This window comes from Streptomyces sp. NPDC020490 (assembly GCF_044335305.1).
Lineage (GTDB): Bacteria > Actinomycetota > Actinomycetes > Streptomycetales > Streptomycetaceae > Streptomyces.
Genome location: NZ_JBIRUY010000054.1, coordinates 1 through 18,048, shown reverse-complemented (window position 1 = coordinate 18,048; position 18,048 = coordinate 1). Strand labels below are relative to the sequence as shown.

Annotated in this window: 13 protein-coding genes and 3 pseudogenes; 10 read left to right on the top strand and 6 right to left on the bottom strand. The window is 72.7% G+C overall.

Translation table 11 applies throughout. The annotated features are described in order from the left end of the window. Positions 1-63: 63 nt before the first annotated feature. From ACH4ZX_RS37240 to ACH4ZX_RS37230, 3 genes are all read right to left on the bottom strand, one after another. Positions 64-1,329, bottom strand: a complete 1,266-nt coding sequence (locus ACH4ZX_RS37240) for a PP2C family protein-serine/threonine phosphatase (RefSeq protein WP_398282841.1) — start codon at positions 1,327-1,329, stop codon at positions 64-66. A 291-nt stretch (positions 1,330-1,620) separates the two neighbouring features. Continuing rightward, on the bottom strand, positions 1,621-2,061 hold the full coding sequence (locus ACH4ZX_RS37235) for an Lrp/AsnC family transcriptional regulator (RefSeq protein WP_324789602.1): 441 nt from the start codon (positions 2,059-2,061) through the stop codon (positions 1,621-1,623). Positions 2,062-2,107: 46 nt separating this feature from the next. Beyond that, positions 2,108-3,457 carry a transaminase gene (locus tag ACH4ZX_RS37230; protein ID WP_398282839.1) on the bottom strand — a complete coding sequence of 450 codons (1,350 nt, stop codon included), beginning with the start codon at positions 3,455-3,457 and terminating at the stop codon, positions 2,108-2,110. Positions 3,458-3,662: 205 nt separating this feature from the next. On the opposite strand from ACH4ZX_RS37230, the pseudogene ACH4ZX_RS37225 reads away from it, so the two are divergent. The 3 genes and pseudogenes from ACH4ZX_RS37225 to ACH4ZX_RS37215 form a co-directional block, all read left to right on the top strand. Next, positions 3,663-3,992 (top strand): annotated as a pseudogene (locus tag ACH4ZX_RS37225) (TetR/AcrR family transcriptional regulator); the annotation flags it as partial. Then, positions 3,969-4,968: pseudogene (locus ACH4ZX_RS37220) on the top strand (NAD(P)-dependent alcohol dehydrogenase). The pseudogenes ACH4ZX_RS37225 and ACH4ZX_RS37220, both read left to right, overlap by 24 nt. A gap of 202 nt (positions 4,969-5,170) precedes the next feature. Further along, positions 5,171-6,397, top strand: coding sequence for a cytochrome P450 (locus ACH4ZX_RS37215; protein ID WP_398282837.1), 1,227 nt, complete (start codon positions 5,171-5,173; stop codon positions 6,395-6,397). 150 nt (positions 6,398-6,547) lie between these two features. Here the strand turns inward: ACH4ZX_RS37215 and ACH4ZX_RS37210 are convergent, their stop codons facing one another. Beyond that, a complete protein-coding gene (locus ACH4ZX_RS37210; RefSeq protein WP_398282835.1) occupies positions 6,548-8,047 on the bottom strand; it encodes a helix-turn-helix domain-containing protein in 1,500 nt (499 codons plus the stop codon). 421 nt (positions 8,048-8,468) lie between these two features. Here ACH4ZX_RS37210 and ACH4ZX_RS37205 point away from each other — a divergent pair, with 421 nt between their 5' ends. The 3 genes from ACH4ZX_RS37205 to ACH4ZX_RS37195 all read left to right on the top strand — a co-directional run bounded on the left by ACH4ZX_RS37205 (position 8,469) and on the right by ACH4ZX_RS37195 (position 11,338). After that, entirely contained in the window at positions 8,469-9,089 is a 621-nt protein-coding gene (locus ACH4ZX_RS37205; RefSeq protein WP_398282833.1) for an L-threonylcarbamoyladenylate synthase, read from the top strand. A 119-nt stretch (positions 9,090-9,208) separates the two neighbouring features. Beyond that, a complete protein-coding gene (locus ACH4ZX_RS37200; protein ID WP_398282831.1) occupies positions 9,209-9,964 on the top strand; it encodes a dienelactone hydrolase family protein in 756 nt (251 codons plus the stop codon). A gap of 174 nt (positions 9,965-10,138) precedes the next feature. Further along, positions 10,139-11,338 (top strand): glycoside hydrolase family 64 protein, encoded by a 1,200-nt coding sequence (locus ACH4ZX_RS37195; RefSeq protein ID WP_398282829.1) that lies wholly within the window; start codon positions 10,139-10,141, stop codon positions 11,336-11,338. A 111-nt stretch (positions 11,339-11,449) separates the two neighbouring features. Here ACH4ZX_RS37195 and ACH4ZX_RS37190 read toward each other — a convergent pair whose 3' ends face one another. Continuing rightward, on the bottom strand, positions 11,450-13,786 hold the full coding sequence (locus tag ACH4ZX_RS37190) for a M4 family metallopeptidase (RefSeq protein ID WP_398282898.1): 2,337 nt from the start codon (positions 13,784-13,786) through the stop codon (positions 11,450-11,452). A gap of 521 nt (positions 13,787-14,307) precedes the next feature. Here ACH4ZX_RS37190 and ACH4ZX_RS37185 point away from each other — a divergent pair. The 4 genes from ACH4ZX_RS37185 to ACH4ZX_RS37170 all read left to right on the top strand — a co-directional run bounded on the left by ACH4ZX_RS37185 (position 14,308) and on the right by ACH4ZX_RS37170 (position 17,626). Beyond that, positions 14,308-14,988, top strand: a complete 681-nt coding sequence (locus ACH4ZX_RS37185; RefSeq protein ID WP_398282827.1) for an SMI1/KNR4 family protein — start codon at positions 14,308-14,310, stop codon at positions 14,986-14,988. 49 nt (positions 14,989-15,037) lie between these two features. Beyond that, the gene (locus ACH4ZX_RS37180) at positions 15,038-15,727 is read left to right on the top strand and encodes an NADPH-dependent F420 reductase (protein ID WP_398282896.1); all 690 of its coding nucleotides are present in this window, start codon (positions 15,038-15,040) and stop codon (positions 15,725-15,727) included. Between the two features lie 85 nt (positions 15,728-15,812). After that, complete coding sequence (locus tag ACH4ZX_RS37175) at positions 15,813-17,315, top strand: metallophosphoesterase family protein (RefSeq protein ID WP_398282825.1); 1,503 nt, start codon at positions 15,813-15,815, stop codon at positions 17,313-17,315. Between the two features lie 83 nt (positions 17,316-17,398). Next, positions 17,399-17,626, top strand: a complete 228-nt coding sequence (locus ACH4ZX_RS37170; RefSeq protein WP_398282823.1) for a transposase — start codon at positions 17,399-17,401, stop codon at positions 17,624-17,626. Here ACH4ZX_RS37170 and ACH4ZX_RS37165 read toward each other — a convergent pair. Next, positions 17,610-17,885, bottom strand: a pseudogene (locus ACH4ZX_RS37165) (transposase); the annotation flags it as partial. The gene ACH4ZX_RS37170 and the pseudogene ACH4ZX_RS37165 overlap by 17 nt on opposite strands. Positions 17,886-18,048 lie beyond the last annotated feature (163 nt).

Below are 18,048 nucleotides of genomic sequence, written 5' to 3'. Positions count from 1 at the left end.
GGCGCCGTGCGAGAGCGCACGGAACGGGGCCCGCCGCGAGGGGTGGCCGGACGGGCGGCGGGCTCAGCCGGGCCGGGGCCGCAGACGGGCGGTGAGGACGGCGATGTCGTCGTCCGCCCGCGGTGTCGCCAGCCGGGCGACGACCTCGTCCAGGACCTGCCCGGCGTCCAGGCCGGGGTGCAGGCGCAGCCGGGCCAGCCGGGAGAGCGAGGTGTCGATGTCCTCGCCGCGGCGTTCGACAAGTCCGTCGGTGAACATCACCAGGGTGTCGCCGGTGCCCAGGGGCAGGGTGGTCGTCGTGTGGTCGGCCGGTCCGGCGCCCAGCGGCGGGCCGGCCGGCAGGGGGAGCAGCTCGCCGGTGCCGTCCGGGTGGAAGACGGCCGGGGGGAGGTGCCCGGCGGCGGCGAGGGCGACCGAGCGGCCCGCCGGGTCCAGCAGGGCGAGCAGGCAGGTGGCGGGCCTGCGCCCGGCGTCCGCGGCGGCGATGGCGTCCATCCGGCGCAGCACGCGGTGCGGCGGCAGGCCGGCGGCGGCGGCGTAGCGCAGCGTCGAGCGGTAGGCGTTCATGTCGACCGCCGCGTCCAGGCCGTGCCCCATCACGTCGCCGACGACCAGGAGGGTGCGGCCCTGGCGCAGGCGTACGGTCTCGAACCAGTCGCCGCCCACCGCCGTGCCGGGGCCGGCGGGCACGAATCGGGTGGCCACCTCGACGCGGGGGTGCGGGCGGCCCGGTCCGGCGGGCGGGCCCGCCGCGAGGGGCGGGGCCGTGTCCCGCGGCGGGCGGTGTCCGGCGGCGGGGTGCGGATGGGTGGAGGTGGCGGGGTGCGGATGGGCGGCGTGGTGCAGATGGGCGGCGGTGAGCCGGGCGGCGTAGTGCACCGCGGCGGCCTCGCCGTCGTCGAACGCCCGGCCGGCGCGGACCGCGAGGACGACTCCGTAGGCCCGGTCCCAGGCCAGGAGCGGCACGGACAGCGCGGCCACCGGCTCCTGGCCGTCGAGGCTGAGGGAGGCGGTGATCGGGTGGCCCGCGTCCAGCGCGCGAACCAGGATGTTCCGCCGCGGCACGTGCCGCAGGCCGTCCAGCAGGTCGCGGCGGCCCGCCGCGGCGGCGGCGCGCAGGGCGCCGCGCCGTGCGCGCGGGTCCTCCTGCCGCGTGAGGAGGTCGACGGCCGCGGCGTCGCACAGTTCCCCGACCAGGAAACGGGCGCACTCCGCGGCTGTGCCGCGTTCGTCCGGTGTGGTGCCGATCGCGGCGACGGCCCGTTGCTCCAGGGTGAATCGATCGGCCAGCCCCGGTCGGGGCGTGGCAACCCGTTGACGTTCCACCATCGTTCCCTTCTGCCGTTTCCATCCCAGCATCAGCGGGGGCGGCGGGCCGGTAGCGACCCGGTCGGGATACGGGGTCGGCGCGACAGCGGGGACGGCGGCGGTCGGGGCGGCAGCGGGTGAGGCGGGGGACGCCGGTCGGGTGCGGTCGGGTGCGCGGGCCCGGCACGCACGGGCCCGGCGAGCCGTGTGCTGCACGGCCGGCCGGGCCCCGGCGAGTCGTCGTCAGCCGCCGTTGAGGCGCGCTCGCAGCAGTTCCCTGCCGGGTTCGGCGTCCTGGATGCGGGGCTCCGGTCAGCCCAGGTCCCACAGGAACCGGTGGGTGTGGATGCCGAAGTAGGGGAACGGCTGGATCTGTTCGACGCCTTCGATCGGCCGCACCACGTCGTTGACGAAGTCGAGCAGTTCCCGCGGTCCCGGCGCGACCACTTCGGCGAACAGGTCGAAGCCGCCCGACGTCAGCACCGAGTAGACCACTTCGGCGCGCCGGGCGAGTTCGTCGGCGACCGGACGCGGGTCGCCGTCCACGCGGATACCGAGGAGGGCCATGGCCTGCCCGCCCATGGACATCGGGTCGGTGACGCCGACGACCTGGACGGCCTTGGAGTCCAGCAGCCGTTGCAGGCGCTGCCGGGCGGCCGACGCCGACAGCCCGACCCGGGGCCCGAGGTCGGCGTAGGCGATGCGGCCGTCGGTCTGCAGCTCGCGCAGGATGGCCCGGTCGATCTCGTCCACGTGCGTCGTCCCTTCCTTCCTCTTTCCGCCTTCCGCGGTCGCCGTGTCAGCCGGCCAGTTCGGACAGGGCGGCGGCGAACAGCTCCGTGTGGGCGTCGACGTCCTGCTCGGTCGTGTCGGGGCACATGAGGGCCATGTTGTGGAACGGCGTCAGCAGGATGCCCCGGTTGGCCAGGTAGAGGTGGAGGAAGTCCTCCAGGTCGGGGTCGGCGGCCGCCGCGGACTCGGTGCCGGTGCGCGGCGCCGGGTCGGCGAAGCGGTACTCGGTACGCGCCCCGAGCCGGCTCACCGACCAGGGCAGCGCGTGCGCCTCGATGCCCGCGCGCACGCCCGCCTCGAACCGCTGCGACAGTTCGTCCATGCGTGCGAAGGCCTCGTCGGTGAGGACGTGTTCCAGCGTGGCGCGTACCGCGGCCATCGACAGGGCGTTGCCGGCGAGCGTGCCGCCGACGCCTCCCATGTCGACCAGGTCGAGGTCGTCGCGCTCCAGCAGGCGCTCGGCCAGTTCGGCGGACAGGCCGTAGGCGCCGGCCGGGATGCCGCCGCCGATGGCCTTGCCGATGGTGAGCAGGTCGGGCTCCAGGCCCCAGGCGGCGGTGCAGCCGCCGGGTCCGGCCGAGAAGGTGTGCGTCTCGTCGTTGATGAGCAGGGTGCCGTGCCGGCGGGTCAGCTCCCGCACTCCGGCCAGGTAGCCCGGCTCGGGCAGCACGATGCCGATGTTGGTGAGCGCGGGCTCCATCAGGACGGCGGCGACGTCGCCGTGGGCCAGCTCGCGCTCCAGCTGGTCCAGGTCGTTGAACTCCGCGACGCGGCTGGTCAGCGTGACGTCGCAGGGAGCCCCGACGTTTCCGGGGCGGGCGGTTCCGTTGCCGTCGGGCCCGACCACGATCAGCGACTCGTCGACGCTGCCGTGGTAGCTGTAGCTGTTGACGAGGATCTTCGGGCGGCCGGTGACGGCGCGCGCCAGCCTGATCGCCCACCGGTTGGCGTCGGTGGCCGTCAGCGAGAAGCTCCACCGGGCCAGGCCGAAGCGGCGGGTCAGTTCCGCGCCCACGAGTTCGGCGTCCTCCGTCGGCAGCATCGCCGTGGCCCCGCCCTGGTCGGCGAACCGGTGCCGGACCGCCTCGGCCACCACGGTCGGGGAGTGACCGGCCATCGCGCCGGTGTCCCCCAGGCAGAAGTCGATGTACTCGTGCCCGTCGATGTCGGTCACGCGGGCGCCCCGCGCGGTGGCCAGGTAGCGCGGGAAGGGGCCGGCGGTCTTGTTCATCCACGTCATCGGCACCCGGCCGAACAGGTGGTCGGCACGCCCGTAGGCGTCCTTCGAGCGCGGGCAGCGGCGCACGGCCTCCGCCCTCTCGCGGGCCAGCAGGTCCTGCAGGCGGGAGCGGTCCATGGGTCACCTCGGGATGTCGCGTACCGATCGAACAGCCGGACACTACGACGGAAAACATCGTATGGACAAGTAGTGGCCGCTGTTTCCGTCGTCTGCGCGATCGATTCCTTCGTCTTGCGCGGTCCAGGGACATGTCCCGACGGGACATCTGTCCCAATGGGACATCAAGAGTCAAGGTGACCGGTGGACGCGAGGGAGGCGCACGATGGAGGCGAGGGAGGCGATGCGGTCCATGTCCGCCACGGAGGACCGCCGGCAGCGCAAGGCGCGGCAGACCCGCAACGCGCTGGCGGGGGCCGCTCTCGACCTCATCCTCGAGCGCGGGCTGGCGGCCACCACGGTGGAGGCGATCGCGGAGCGGGCCGACGTCACGCGCCGCACCTTCAGCAGGTACTTCACCGGCAAGGAGGACGCGGCCCTGGACTTCGTGCGCGGCGACGGCGACCGCATCAACGCGCTGCTGCGCGCCCGGCCCCCGGCGGAGCCGCCGCTGCTCGCCTACCGCCGGACCGTGCGCGAGTGGCTCGCCGATCCCGAACCCGGTCCCGGACAGGTCCTGCTGAAGGTCACCGCCGCCGGCGTGTGCCACTCCGACATCGCGGTGATGAGCTGGCCCGCCGAGGGTTTCCCGTACGAACTCCCGCTCACCCTCGGCCACGAGGGCGTCGGCACGGTCGTGGCGCTGGGCGCCGGGGCCTTGGGTGTACGCGAGGGCGACGCGGTCGCGGTGTACGGGCCCTGGGGCTGCGGCACCTGCGTCAAGTGTGCGGAGGGAAAGGAGAACTACTGCCTGCGGGCCGAGAAGCTGCGCATCTTCCCGCCGGGGCTCGGCAGGCCCGGTTCCATGGCGGAGTACCTGCTCGTGGACGACCCGCGACACCTGGTGCCGCTGGAGGGGCTCGACCCCGTCGCGGCGGTTCCGCTGACCGACGCGGGCCTGACGCCGTATCACGCCGTCAAGCGGGCGCTGCCCAAGCTGGTCCCGGGCACCACCGCGGTCGTCATCGGCGCGGGCGGGCTCGGGCACGTCGCGGTCCAGCTGCTGCGGGCGCTGACCCCGGCCCGGGTCGTCGCCCTCGACGTGAGCGAGGACAAGCTGCGGCTGGCCCGCGAGGTCGGCGCGCACGAGACGGTGCTGTCGGACGCCGCCGCGGCCGGCGCGGTCCGCGAGATCACCGGCGGCGTCGGCGCGGAGGCGGTGTTCGACTTCGTCGGTGCCGAGCCCACCGTCGCCACCGCGGCGGCCGTCGCGGCCGTCGAGGGCGACATCTCCATCGTCGGCATCGCCGGCGCGGCACTGCCCGTCGGCTTCGGGCACCTGCCGTTCGAGGTGTCGGTCAGCTCCCCCTACTGGGGCAGCCGCAGCGAGCTGATCGAGGTGTTCGCGCTGGCCCGCTCCGGCGCGGTGTCGGTGCACACGGAGACCTTCTCCCTGGACGACGCCCCGCTCGCCTACGAGCGGCTGCACGCCGGGACGATCAGCGGACGCGGTGATCGTCCCGAACGGCTGACGGTCCCCCGCCGTACCGATGCGTCCCGCCAACTGGCCGCACCGGAACGGCAGTTCAGGCTCCAGCACGGAAACGATCAGGAATCGGCAATCCTGGCGGCTAAATTCAGCTCAACCCGGCGCGAGTGATCGACCACGGTGTGTACTGTCCTGCGAGCGTCTCCGCGAGGGGCCGCGGACCGTGACCATCCTGGAGATCCGTCGTGACCGTGACCGACCGCGTCGCCCTCGATCCGTTCGGCGCCGACATCGCCGCCGAGACCGCCCGTCTGCGCGCCCTCGGCCCGATCGTGCCCGTCGAGCTGCCCGGCGGCATACCCGCGTGGGCGCCCACCGGCTACGACACCCTCAAGGACCTGATCCTCGACCCCCGGGTCAGCAAGGACCCGCGACGGCACTGGAAGCTGTGGCCGGAGATCGGCGAACACCCCTCCTGGGGCTGGATCCTGGGCTGGGTGGGCGTGGTCAACATGCTGTCCACCTACGGGGCCGACCACGCCCGCCTGCGCAAGCTGGTGGCCCCGAGCTTCACGCACCGGCGCACCGAGGTCATGCGTCCGCGCGTCGAGGCGATCACCACGCACCTGCTCGACGCCATGGCGGCCTCCGGCACGGACGTGGTCGACGTCAAGGCGGCGCTGGCGCATCCGCTCCCGATGCGGATCATCTGCGAACTGTTCGGCGTGCCGGACGAACTGGTCGACGACACCGCCCGTCTGATCGCCGCCATCATGGACACCTCCGACCCGAGTCCGGAGCACGCCGCCTCGGTGCAGCGGCAGATCGGCACGGTGCTGCCCGCGCTGATCGCCCACCGCACCCGGCACCCCGGCGACGACCTCACCACCGAGCTGATCCGGGTGCGCGACGAGGACGGCGACCGGCTCAGCGACGAGGAACTGCTGTACACGCTGCTGCTGGTGATCGGCGCCGGTTTCGAGACCACCGTCAACCTCATCGGCAACGCGGTGGTCGCCCTGCTGACGCACCCGGAGCAGCTGGCGGCCGTACGGGCCGGGGCGATCGGCTGGGACGCGGTCGTCGACGAGACGCTGCGGGTGCACCCGTCCATCGCCGCGCTGCCGTTGCGGTTCGCCGTCAGCGACATCGCCGTCGGCGACGTCACGGTCGCGGCGGGCGACGCGATCATCACCACGTACGCCGCCGCGGGGCTCGATCCCGCGCGCTACGGGCCGGCCGCGGACGACTTCGACGCGGCCCGCGGCGCCGACGACCATCTGGCGTTCGGCATCGGCGTGCACCGCTGCATCGGCGCTCCGCTCGCCCGCGTGGAGGCGCTGACCGCGCTGCCCGCCCTCTTCGACCGCTTCCCCGGCTTGCGACTGGCCGTCGACGAGCGGGAGTTGCGGCAGGTGCCGTCCTTCATCGCGTCCGGCTGGCAGGAGATCCCGGTGCGGCTGCGCGGATGAGACCGCGGGGGGCCGACCAGTCCCCCGTTCCGGTCGCGCCCCCGCGGCCCGTCGAACCTACGTCGCTGGTCCGGGCTTTGTGAATCGTGCCGGTGCCCGCCCCGGCGTCCCGGGGACTCACCTGTGCACAAGTGAGTCCCGATCGCCCGGTTATGCCCCGTGGAGGGCGGGCGGTTCGAGGGCGCCGAGGGCCAGATGGGCGAGGACCACCTCGTAGAGGTCGCTGCCGGCGGCGAGGAGCTGGCGTTCCAGCACCGGTTCCGCGCTGCGGACGTGCTCGCGCACGGTCTGCGCGTGCACGCCCAGGGTCTGCGCGGCCCGCTCGGCGTTGCCTCCGGCGGCGATCCAGGTGCGCAGCGTGCGACGCAGGTCGCGGCTGTCCGCGGCCAGGCGTCCGAGCAGGTCGTCGGCCCAGGTGCGCAGGGCGGCGCCGGCGAGCAGGTCGCCGAGCCGGACCCGGGCCGCGGCGTCGGCGCCGGCCCGCGGCGGCGCCTCGGTGAGGCCCGCGTGCGCGTTCAGCGCCAGGTGGACGACGGCGCGGACCGCGAGGTCGGAGAAGTCCGTCCGCAGCAGGGTCTCCACGCGCTCCATGCGGGCGCGGACGGTGTTCCGGCTCACGCCGAGCACCTTCGCGGCGCTGACGGCGGTGAACTCCAGGCCCAGCCGCGTGGTGGCGAGGAGTTCGGCGCGGGTGTGGTGGGCCAGGCCGTCCAGGGGGCGCAGCACCCCGGCGGTCCAGTGCTGCAGCGCGGCCGGGTCCATCAGCCGCTCGGGGTGGGTGCGTTCGGCGTACACGGCCTGCCGGTCGGGCCGGAAGCGGGCCACGGCCAGGGCGCTGACGGCCTGACCGTAGGCGGTGGCGGTGCGGGCGAGGCTCTGCGGGGCGCTGCCGCCGAGGAAGGTGCCGGGCCGCCGGCCGATCAGGGAGCGCAGTTCGTCGGCGGCCGTGTCGTGCGGAGCGAGGACGATGACGTGCGCGTCCATGGCGGGGCAGCGCACGACGAGCACCCGCTCGCCCGTCGCCTCGATGCACTCCTGCGCGGTCCGGTCGCGGTCGTCGACGTGGCCCTCCAGCACGTACACGCACGCGGTGTCCGCGTCGAGCAGACCGGGCCATAAGCCCGCGGCCACCCGGCGCGCCGAGACGGGGTCCTCCACCATCAGCAGTTGCAGGATCGCCAGGCGCAGATCGGCGGCGGCCCGCTCCAGCCGGCGTCCGGCGGCGGACGTCTCCCGCGCCCTGAGCAGCACCTCCAGTACCTGGGCGGTGTACGTCACGATGTCGGAGGCCCGCCGGTCGAAGGGGGTCTCGCGGGAGGCCACGAGCACGCCGGCCGACGCGGGCCGGGGCCGCGCGACCCGTACCAGGCGCAGGTGGCGCCCCCGGCCGTCCCACGCGGCGGAGGCGATCCGGCCGGAGACGATGTCGGCGGTCAGGTCCTTCTCCAGCGGCGTCGGGGTGCCGGCGAGGAGGGCGCCGGAGCCGTCCTGGAGACAGGCGGTGCCCCGCACGGCGCCGGCCAGCCAGGCGACGACCTTGCGGACGTCCCGTCCGGTGGGCCTGAGGTGGTCGAGCAGTTGCTGCGCCCACGCCGGGCCGTCGTCCTGCGTCACCGCCGTGGTACGGGTCCCGTCCTCGCGGCCAGCCATGTCGGGCTTCTCCTCGTCCAGCGCGTCGGCCTCGGCACATCGCTCGGGGACGTTACCCCACACGACCCGCCCGACACCCGACGCCGCGACCGCGCCCGCCCCCTGACGACGCGTCCCGGTCGACCCCCGACTACGCGGCGGGGTCGGCGCCCACCTGCACGAACACCGTCGGTGCAGCCCGCCCGGTCCCACCGGCACAATTCCGACGGCCCCGACGGGCGGGCAGCCCCACCGCCCCCTGACGGCACAACCGGGTCCGTGCACGTCCGTACACGCCGGCACAACCCACATCGACTCTCGACGGACGCCCCCAGCACGGCCCCGCCCACCACGCCCGCGCGGCCCCTCCGCCCCCGCGAGCGCAGCGCGTCCGGGGCCGTCCGTGTGCGGTCCGCGTGCGCGGACGGCATAAGCTCGGTAGATGGCCAAGTACTTCGACGTCCACCCCGACAACCCCCAGCCGCGCACCATCGGCCAGATCGCCGCCCTCGTCCGCGCGGACGCCCTCATCGCGTACCCCACCGACTCCTGCTACGCGCTGGGCTGCCGGCTGGGCACCCGTGACGGGGTGGACCGCATCCGTTCCATCCGCCACCTGGACAACCGGCACCACTTCACCCTCGTCTGCCAGGACTTCGCGCAGCTCGGTCAGTTCGTGCGGATCGACAACGACGTGTTCCGGGCGATCAAGGCCTCCACACCCGGCAGCTACACCTTCATCCTGCCCGCGACGAGGGAGGTGCCGCGGATCCTACAGCACCCCAAGAAGAAGACGGTGGGCGTGCGCATCCCCGACCACGTCGTCACCCAGGCCCTGCTCGCCGAGCTGGGCGAGCCGCTGCTGTCCAGCACGCTGCTCCTGCCCGACGAGGAGGAGCCGATGACCCAGGGCTGGGAGATCAAGGACCGGCTGGACCACGTACTGGACGCGGTGGTCGACTCCGGCGAGTGCGGCACCGAGCCGACGACGGTGATCGACTTCTCGGGCGGCGAGGCGGAGATCGTACGGCGCGGCGCGGGGGACGCGACACGGTTCGAGTGAGACCCGGGGGCGGACGAAGCGGGCGTCTCGCCCCGTGGAAACATGGGCGTTCGATCATCCGGCCCAGGTCGGGCCGGTGGTGCGCGCTTACGCCGTCGACCGCAGAGAGGCAGCCCCTCATGACCTCCGTACAGGGAACAGCCGTGGACGTCCCCACCGAGGACGGCGTCGCCGACGCCTATCTGGTGCATCCCGGCGACGGCGGCCCGCACCCCGGCGTCCTGCTGTTCATGGACGCCTTCGGCATCCGGCCGCATCTGCGGTCGATGGCCGACCGGCTCGCCAGCGCGGGCTACACGGTCCTGCTGCCGAACGTCTTCCACCGGCACGGCCGCACGCCCGTCTTCGACCTGCCCGAGTTCATCGACCCGGCCGCGCGGCCGGAGATCTGGCAGCAGATCAGCCCGGTGATGCGGTCGCTGACGCCCGACCTCGCCATGCGCGACGCGGGCGCGTACCTGCGCTGGATGGCGGACTCCCCGCTGGTCGCCGACGGCCCGGTGGCGCTGACCGGTTACTGCATGGGCGCCCGGCTGGCACTGCGCACCGCCGGCGCGTACCCCGACCGGGTCGCGGCCGCGGCCGGCTTCCACGGCGGACAGCTGGCCACGGACGCGCCGGACAGCCCGCACCTGGCGGCCGGGAACATCACCGCCGAGCTGTACTTCGGCCACGCCGACGACGACCCCTCGATGCCGCCCGAGCAGATGAAGATCCTCGAAGACGCGCTGACCGCGGCGGGCGTGCGGCACCGCTGCGAGGTGTACCCGGGCGCCCGCCACGGCTACACGCAGGCCGACACGGCCGCGTACCAGAAGGAGGGCGCCGAGCGGCACTGGGCCGTGCTGCTCGACCTGCTGGAGCGCACCTTCTGAGGACCGGGGCGGACCGCGGCGCCGGCCCGGCGCCGTCCGCCCCCATGGTTCATCTTCTTGACATGCACGCGCCTGGGTGCCACTTTGAGAGCGCTCTCATGAAGGTACGGACCACTGCGGACCCGCGCCTCGTGAGATCCCCCCACAACTCGTGAACCCCCACGGAGGTGGAGCGTGTTCAGAAAGCCCCTGCGCCGGCTCCTGGCACCGGCCGCGGCGACCGCGCTGCTCGGCGCGGTCCTCGCGGTCCATTCGCCCTCGACCGCCGAGGCGGCGGTGCCCGACACCATCCCCCTGACGGTGACGAACAACTCCGGCCGCGGCGAGCCCGTCTACATCTACGACCTCGGCACCCAGCTCAGCACGGGACAGCAGGGCTGGGCGGACGCGGCCGGCACGTTCCACGCCTGGCCCGCGGGCGGCAACCCGCCGACGCCCGCGCCCGACGCCGCCATCCCCGGCCCCGCGGCCGGGCAGTCGACGACGATCCGCATCCCCAGATTCTCCGGCCGCATCTACTTCTCCTACGGCCAGAAGCTCGTCTTCAAGCTCACCACCGGCGGTCTGGTGCAGCCCGCCGTGCAGAACCCGAGCGACCCCAACCGCGACATCCTGTTCAACTGGTCCGAGTACACGCTCGACGGTTCCGGGCTGTGGATCAACAGCACGCAGGTGGACATGTTCTCCGTGCCCTACGCGGTCGGTGTGCAGCGCTCCGACGGGACCACGGCCACCACCGGCCACCTCAAGTCCGGCGGCTACAACGGCTTCTTCACCGCCCTGCGCGGGCAGCCCGGCGGCTGGGCCGGCCTGATCCAGACCCGCTCCGACGGCACCGTGCTGCGCGCGCTGTCCCCGGGACACGGTCTGGAGACCGGCGCGCTCCCGGCGACCGTCATGGACGACTACGTGAACCGTGTCTGGCAGAAGTACACGACGTCGACGCTGACGGTCACCCCGTTCGCCGACCGGCCCGGTACCAAGTACTACGGCCGGGTGTCGGGCGGCGTCATGAACTTCACCGACGCCTCGGGCGCGGTGGTGACCAGCTTCCAGAAGCCGGACGCCGACAGCGTCTTCGGCTGCCACAAGCTGCTCGACGCCCCCAACGACCAGGTGCGCGGCCCGATCTCCCGCACCCTGTGCGCGGGCTTCAACCGCTCCACGCTGCTGGTCAACCCCGACCAGCCGGACACCACCACCGCGAACTTCTACCAGGACACGGTGACCAACCACTACGCCCGGGCCATCCACGCGCAGACGGCCGACGGCAAGGCCTACGCGTTCGCCTTCGACGACGTCGGCAACCAGGAGTCGCTGGTGCACGACGGCAGCCCCCAGCAGGCCCATCTGACGCTCGACCCGCTGAACTGACCCGAAGCCGAACCGCAGCCGACGCGAAGCCGACGCGAAGCCGACGCGAAGGACCTCACCCCGCGGTGCGGGGTGAGGTCCTTGTGCGTGTGCGTGTGCGTGTGCGGTGGATCAGCTGGTCGTCAGGGCGGTGTCGTCCACGACGAAGCTGGTCTGGAGCGAGGAGTCCTCGACGCCGCTGAACTTGATGGTGACGGTGGAGCCGGCGAAGGAGGACAGGTCGAACGACTTCTGGGTGTAGCCGGAGGCGGCGTTCAGGTTCGAGTACGTCGCCAGGGTCGTCGATCCGGCGGTGACCGTCAGCTTGTCGTACTGCGTGCTGGTGGTGGTCTCCGCGGTGTCGACGTGCAGGTAGAAGGTGAGCGTCGCCTTGCAGCCGCTCGGGACGGTCACCGACTGCGACAGCGTGTCGGTGTGGGTGGAGCCGTAGCCGTCCAGCCAGGCGTAGTACGAGCCACCGTGGGCCGACTCGCCGGTGGAGTTGGTGATGACACCGCTGGAGGCGGTCCAGGTGGTGTTGCCCGACTCGAAGCCCTGGTTGCCCAGGAGCTGGGCCGAGGTGCAGGTGCCGCCGCCGCCGGAGCTGACCGTCCAGGTGAAGGAGGCGGTGCCGGTCGCGCCGGTGGAGTCGGTCACCGTGACGGTGGTGCTGTAGGTGCCCGCCGTCGTCGGGGTGCCGGAGATGACGCCGGTGGAGCTGTTGATCGACAGGCCGGTGGGCAGGCCGCTCGCGGCGTAGCTCAGGGAGCCGCTGTTGGTGCTGCTCGCCGAGATCTGCAGGCTCACCGCGGTGCCGACGGTGGAGGACTGGCTGCCCGGGTTGGTCACCGTGACGCCGCTGCTGGGCGGGGTGATGTGGCTGCCGACGTTGATGCCGGCGAAGGCGTTGCCGACTCCGGCGTACTGCGTGGAGTTGGTGCCGTACAGCGCGGCGGCGGCGTTCAGGGCGGCGGTGCGGGCGCCCGCGTAGTTGGTGGTGGACGTCATGTACGTCGTCAGCGCCTTGTACCAGATCTGCAGGGCCGCGGCCCGGCCGATCCCGGCGACCGCGACACCGTCGGAGGTCGGGCTGTTGTACGTGACGCCGTTGATGGTCTTGCTGCCGCTGCCCTCGGACAGCAGGTAGAACATGTGGTTCGCCGGGCCCGAGGAGTAGTGCACGTCAAGGTTGCCGACACCGGAGTACCAGCTGTCGGCGGACGAGCCGTCCTTGCTGGGCTTGTCCATGTAGCGCAGCGGGGTGCCGTTGCCGTTGATGTCGATCTTCTCGCCGATGAGGTAGTCACCGACGTCGGTGGAGTTGTTGGCGTAGAACTCCACGCCGGTGCCGAAGATGTCGGAGGTGGCCTCGTTCAGGCCGCCCGACTCACCGGAGTAGTTCAGGCCCGCGGTGTTGGAGGTGACGCCGTGGCTCATCTCGTGGCCGGCCACGTCCAGCGAGGTCAGCGCGTGGGTGCCGCCGGAGCCGTCGCCGTAGGTCATGCAGAAGCAGCTGTCGTCCCAGAACGCGTTGACGTACGCGCTGCTGTAGTGGACGCGCGAGTAGGCGGCCACGCCGTCGTTCTTGATGCCGCTGCGCCCGAAGGTGTTCTTGTAGAAGTCCCAGGTCTCCTGCGCGCCGTAGGCGGCGTCCGCACCCGCGGTCTGGGTGTTGGAACCGGAACCGGTGCCCCAGACGTCGTCGGAGTCGGTCATCAGGGTGCCGGTCCCCGACGTGCCGTTGTTCAGGTTGTACGTCTTGTGGCCGCCGCGCGTGGTGTCGTACAGCTGGTACGTCGAACCGGACAGCGTGGTGTTCAGCGTCACGGTGCCGCTGTACTGGGTGTTGCCGGTACCGGTCTTGATGTCCTGGTAGCGGCCGAGCTCCTTGCCGGTGGTGGCGTCGGTGATGACGTGCAGCCGGCTCGGTGTGCCGTCGTCCTGCAGGCCGCCGACCACGGTCTCCCAGGCCAGCTTCGGGGTGCCGTTGCCCGCCCAGATCACCTTGCGGGCGCTGTCGGCGGCGGGCTGCTTGGCGTCCAGCGCGCGGGCCGTCTTCAGCGCCTTGGTCTCGGCCGCCGCCTTGGTCAGGGTGGCGGCGGTGGAGGCGACCTTGATGGTGCGCTTGCCGGCGAAGGTCGTGCTGACCGTGCCGGACGCCTTGGAGGCGGGCGGGGTGTGCACGACGAGGTCGCCGCCGAGGACCGGGAGGCCGGCGTAGGTGCGCTCGTAACGGGTGTGGACGGTGCCGTCGTTGTCCTTGACGACGTCCTTGACGACGAGCTTCTCCTTGGCGCCCAGGCCGAGCGTGCGCGCGGTGGCGGCGGTCTTCTTCTCCGCGCTCTTGATCAGCGCGGTGCGCTGGGCCGGGGTCAGCTTGGCCTCGAGGCCACCGGTGCGCAGGGGGCTGGGGTGGGCGGCGGCCGGCGTGGCGGTCGCCGGGACCGACTGGATGCCGACGGCGAGCATGGCTGCGGTGGAGACCAGGGCTCCTACCGCGACGCGCTTGCGGGGAATGCGTCTCACTCGTTCTCCTACTGCGACGGCCGCGGGGGCGGCCGGGAACAGACCGGGCAGACGGGTGTACTGACCGGGACGAGACAAGCTGTGCGGGACCGTGACGGTGCGACGGGCACATGGGGGGTGCGCGGCAGTTGAGGATGGCAGGATTGACCAGGTCATGTCAGCCCTGCTCCTGGCATTCGAGGGTTATCCCTCTGTCCGCGCACCGGAAGGGCAGGGCACCCCGCTGACCAGGGACGGCCCGCCCGGACTCGGCCGGAACCCGCCTCCCTGCGGGGCGCGGGCGGGCCCTCCGACGGGCGCGAGCGGGCCGCCCGGCGGGGCACAGGCGCGCCTTCCGCCGGGGCGCAGGCGGGGCACGAGCGGACCGTCCACCGGGGCGCGAGCGGGCCGCCCGGCGGGGCGCAGGCTGGGCGCGGGCGGGCCGCCGGGGCCGGTTGTCAGTGGCGGCGCGTACGGTCTGTCCCATGACCGATCAGTGGTGGACGGGCGTGCGTGAGCGCGTCGCGGCGGCGGGCGCGGCAGCAGCCGGGGGCAAGGTTTTCGGGGCACTGGGACACAAGTGGGTGCTCGAGGAACCGCTCGCGCCCGCCGAGCTGGCCGAACTCGAGACGCAGACGGGGGTGCGGCTGCCCGAGGAGTACCGGGACTTCCTGCTCCACGTCGGCGCGGGCGGCGCCGGGCCCGCGTACGGCGTGTTCCCGGTGCGGCGCGTGCGGGACCGCTGGCGCTGGGAGGGCGACGGCGCGGACCTGGCCGACCTCGGCAGGCTCGCGGAGCCGTTCCCGGACCACGGCCCGGACCCCGAAGTGCTGAAGAGCCTGCTCTCCCAGTGCCCCGAGGAGGAGGACTTCGCCGACGCCGAGGACTTCGACGAGGCCATGGATGCGTGGGAGGAAAAGTGGGCGGCCGTCATGTTCGCCCCGGAGCGCACCGCCGGCGCCGTCGCGATCTGTCACCTGGGCTGCGCCCTGCGGGAGTGGCTGATCGTCAGCGGCACCCGCCGGGGAACGGTCTGGTCCGATCATCGAGCGGACGGCGCCGGCCTCGCCCCGCTCCTCGACGACGACGGCACACCGCTGACGTTCGCCCGCTGGTACCTGCGCTGGCTGGAGGAGGCCGAGCGGACGGCCCTGACCGGCCCCTGACCGGCAGTCCGCCACTCCCGGTGGGCCGTCCGGTTCGAGGGGATCCAGGCTGGTTCGCGTCGTTCGTCACGCAGGAAGGGCGCGGTCCATGCGGGTCTTCATCGTCGGCACCGGGAAAATGGCGGGCGGGATCGGCACACGGGCGCTGGCCGGCGGGCACTCCGTGCGGCTGGTCGGCCGGGATCCCGCCGGGGCGCGGGAGCTGGCCGAGGAACTGGGCCGCCGGGTGTCCGCGGGGGACGCGGCGGCCGCCGACGCGGACGCGGTCGGGGAGGCCGACGTGATGGTGCTGGCCGTGCCGTTCGAGGCCGCCAAGGAGGTCGTGGCCTCCTACGGGCAGCGGCTGGCGGGGAAGACGGTCGTCGACATCTCCAACCCGGTGGACTTCTCGACCTTCGACTCCCTGACCGTGCCGGCGGGCTCGTCGGCGGCCGAGGAGATCGCCGCGGCGGCCGTACCGGGAGTCGACGTGGTGAAGGCCTTCAACACCACGTTCGCCGGGACCCTGGTGGCGGGCGAGGTCGCCGGGATCCCGCTGGACGTGTTCATCGCCGGGGACGACGCGGGCGCCCGCGCACGGGTAGCCGAACTCGCCTCCTCCGGGGGCCTGAACCCCGTGGACGTCGGCGGACTGCACCACGCCCGCGAACTGGAGGGCTTCCAGCTGCTGCACATGGCGCTGCAGACACGGCCCGAGGGGCACGGCTGGATGAGCGGCATCAAGATCATCGCTCCCTGACGGGCAGCCAAACGCAAGCGTAAGCACCCGAGTTGATACCTGACCGGCCTCGATCACCGGCTGCGCTCGTTGTTACCGTGCACCGGTGTCTGACTCTTCACGCGATACCGCCGCGGGCGCCGGCTGGGGAACCGCGGAACGCGGCGACTACCAGCGGCTGATGCCGCACAAGGTCGAGAAGCTCTCCTGGCTCAGCCCGAAGACGCTGTGGGCCGCCCGCAACGGCGTGCTGGCCTCCTGGTTCGGGGATCCCACGGGCCGTACCCGCAGCCGTTGGGTGGCCCAGCGGGCGGCGGCCGGCGCACCGGCCGACAAGGTGATCCGGCGTGACGGCCCGGACCGCTTCTCCTTCCTGGTCGTCGGGGACACCGGCGAGGGCGACGACTCCCAGTACGCGGTCGTGCCGGGCCTGCTGAAGGTCGGCCGGGGCACCGACTTCGCCGTCATCGCCAGCGACGTGATCTACCCGGTGGGCAGCGCGGACGACTACGACACCAAGTTCTTCCGCCCCTACCAGCACTACCGGGCGCCGATATACGCGATACCCGGCAACCACGACTGGTACGAGGATCTGGGCGCCTTCATGCGCGTCTTCTGCGACGACGCCCCGCCCCTCGCCCCCGAGCCGGCGCCGCGCCCGCTCACCCGCGCCTGGCTGCGCTCACTCCTGTGGCACCGGCCCCGCCCGACGGACAGTCAGCAACTGGAAAAGGCCAGAGAGTTGCGGTCGTCGGCCGACCAGCAGGCCGTCCAGCCGGGCCCGTACTGGGCCATCGACGCCGGGCCGGTGCGGATCGTCGGCATCGACACCGGACTGCTCGGCACCCTCGACGCCGAGCAGGGCGCATGGCTGCGCGAGGTGTCCGAGGGACCCCGCCCGAAGATCCTGATCACCGGCTCGCCCCTGTACGTGGACGGCGAGCACCACCCCTGTCCCATCGAGGGCGGCGGCACCGTCGACGACATCGTCCGTGCGCCCGAGCACCGCTACGTGGCCGCGATCGGCGGCGACATCCACAACTACCAGCGCTACCCGGTCCAGGTGGACGGCCGCACCGTGCAGTACGTCGTCTCGGGCGGCGGCGGGGCGTTCATGCACGCCACCCACACCATCCCCCGGGTCGGCATCGCAGGCGTCACCGAGCGGGACTTCCGCTGCTATCCGCTGCGCGGTGACTCCCTCGCCTTCTACAGCGCGCTCTACGGCCGCCGGCTGCGGCTGCGCCGCCTCTTCGCCCTCACCGAGGCCGAGGCGACGGCGGTGGTCTCGGAGCGCCTGGGCATCCCGCCGACCCGCGCGCCGGGCGGCCCGGTGCGGGTGACGCGGCGGATGCGTCTGCTGGCGAGCCTGCTGGGCGCGGGCGGCCGTCCCGACCGCACCTCACGGTTCCGGCTCCCGGTGCGCAAGCTCTACACACGGCTGTTCTCGCCGGGCTCGGCGACGTACAGCCCGCCGTTCTTCAAGCAGTTCCTGCGCCTGGACGTCACCCCCGAGGCGATCCGGCTGCGCTGCCACGCCGCCACCGGCAACCGCGCGCAGGAGGTCGACCCGCCCGTGGAGGACGAGGTGATCATCCCGCTGGTCTGATCGCCTTGCCACAAGGTGAAGCTTCCCCTTGATCGTGGACACCTGGAGACTGGGACCTGAGGTTCCAGAGGAAGTAGCACCAGGTGGGAAGCAAGTACACGAAGCGGTACACCGAGGAGTTCAAACGTGACGCCATCGCGCTCGTCGACTCCTCGGGCAAGACGGTCACCGCCGTCGCCCGGGAACTCGGCATCAGCTCCGAGTCCCTGCGCGGCTGGTACCGCAAGGCCAAGGCCGATCGGGGCGAGGAGCAGGGCGGCGAGCTGACCAGCGCCGAGCGAGAGGAACTGCGGCGGCGTTCTTCATCGTGATGGCGCCGTATCCGGCCAGAGCGGGTCCGTTCTTCATGCGCGCGACCACACCGTAGCCCTCCTCGCGCGGCAGGTGGACCAGCATGGTGAACCTGGTGGTGCGCTCGACGAGAGTCCCGATCGCCGAGCGTTTCAGCCCGATGATGAGGTCGCCTTCCCAGTGCCCGGGAACGACGCGGTCCTCGGCCTCGGCGGGACGCTCGCTGAGGAGGACGTTGTCGGTGACGTGAGCCCATGCCTTCTGCCGGCTGCGTGCCCGGCGACCGCGCCGCCGCGCGAGCGGCACGGCGAGCCGGGCTGCGCGTCACACTTCGGACAGGCGTGCTGTTAGTACTGCAACGGTGCTTGGTGTGACTGATGGCCAGGTCGGAGACTGTGTCCGCGTCGTTTGTAGTGACTGATGCGGGCTTGGTGTTGGCGTC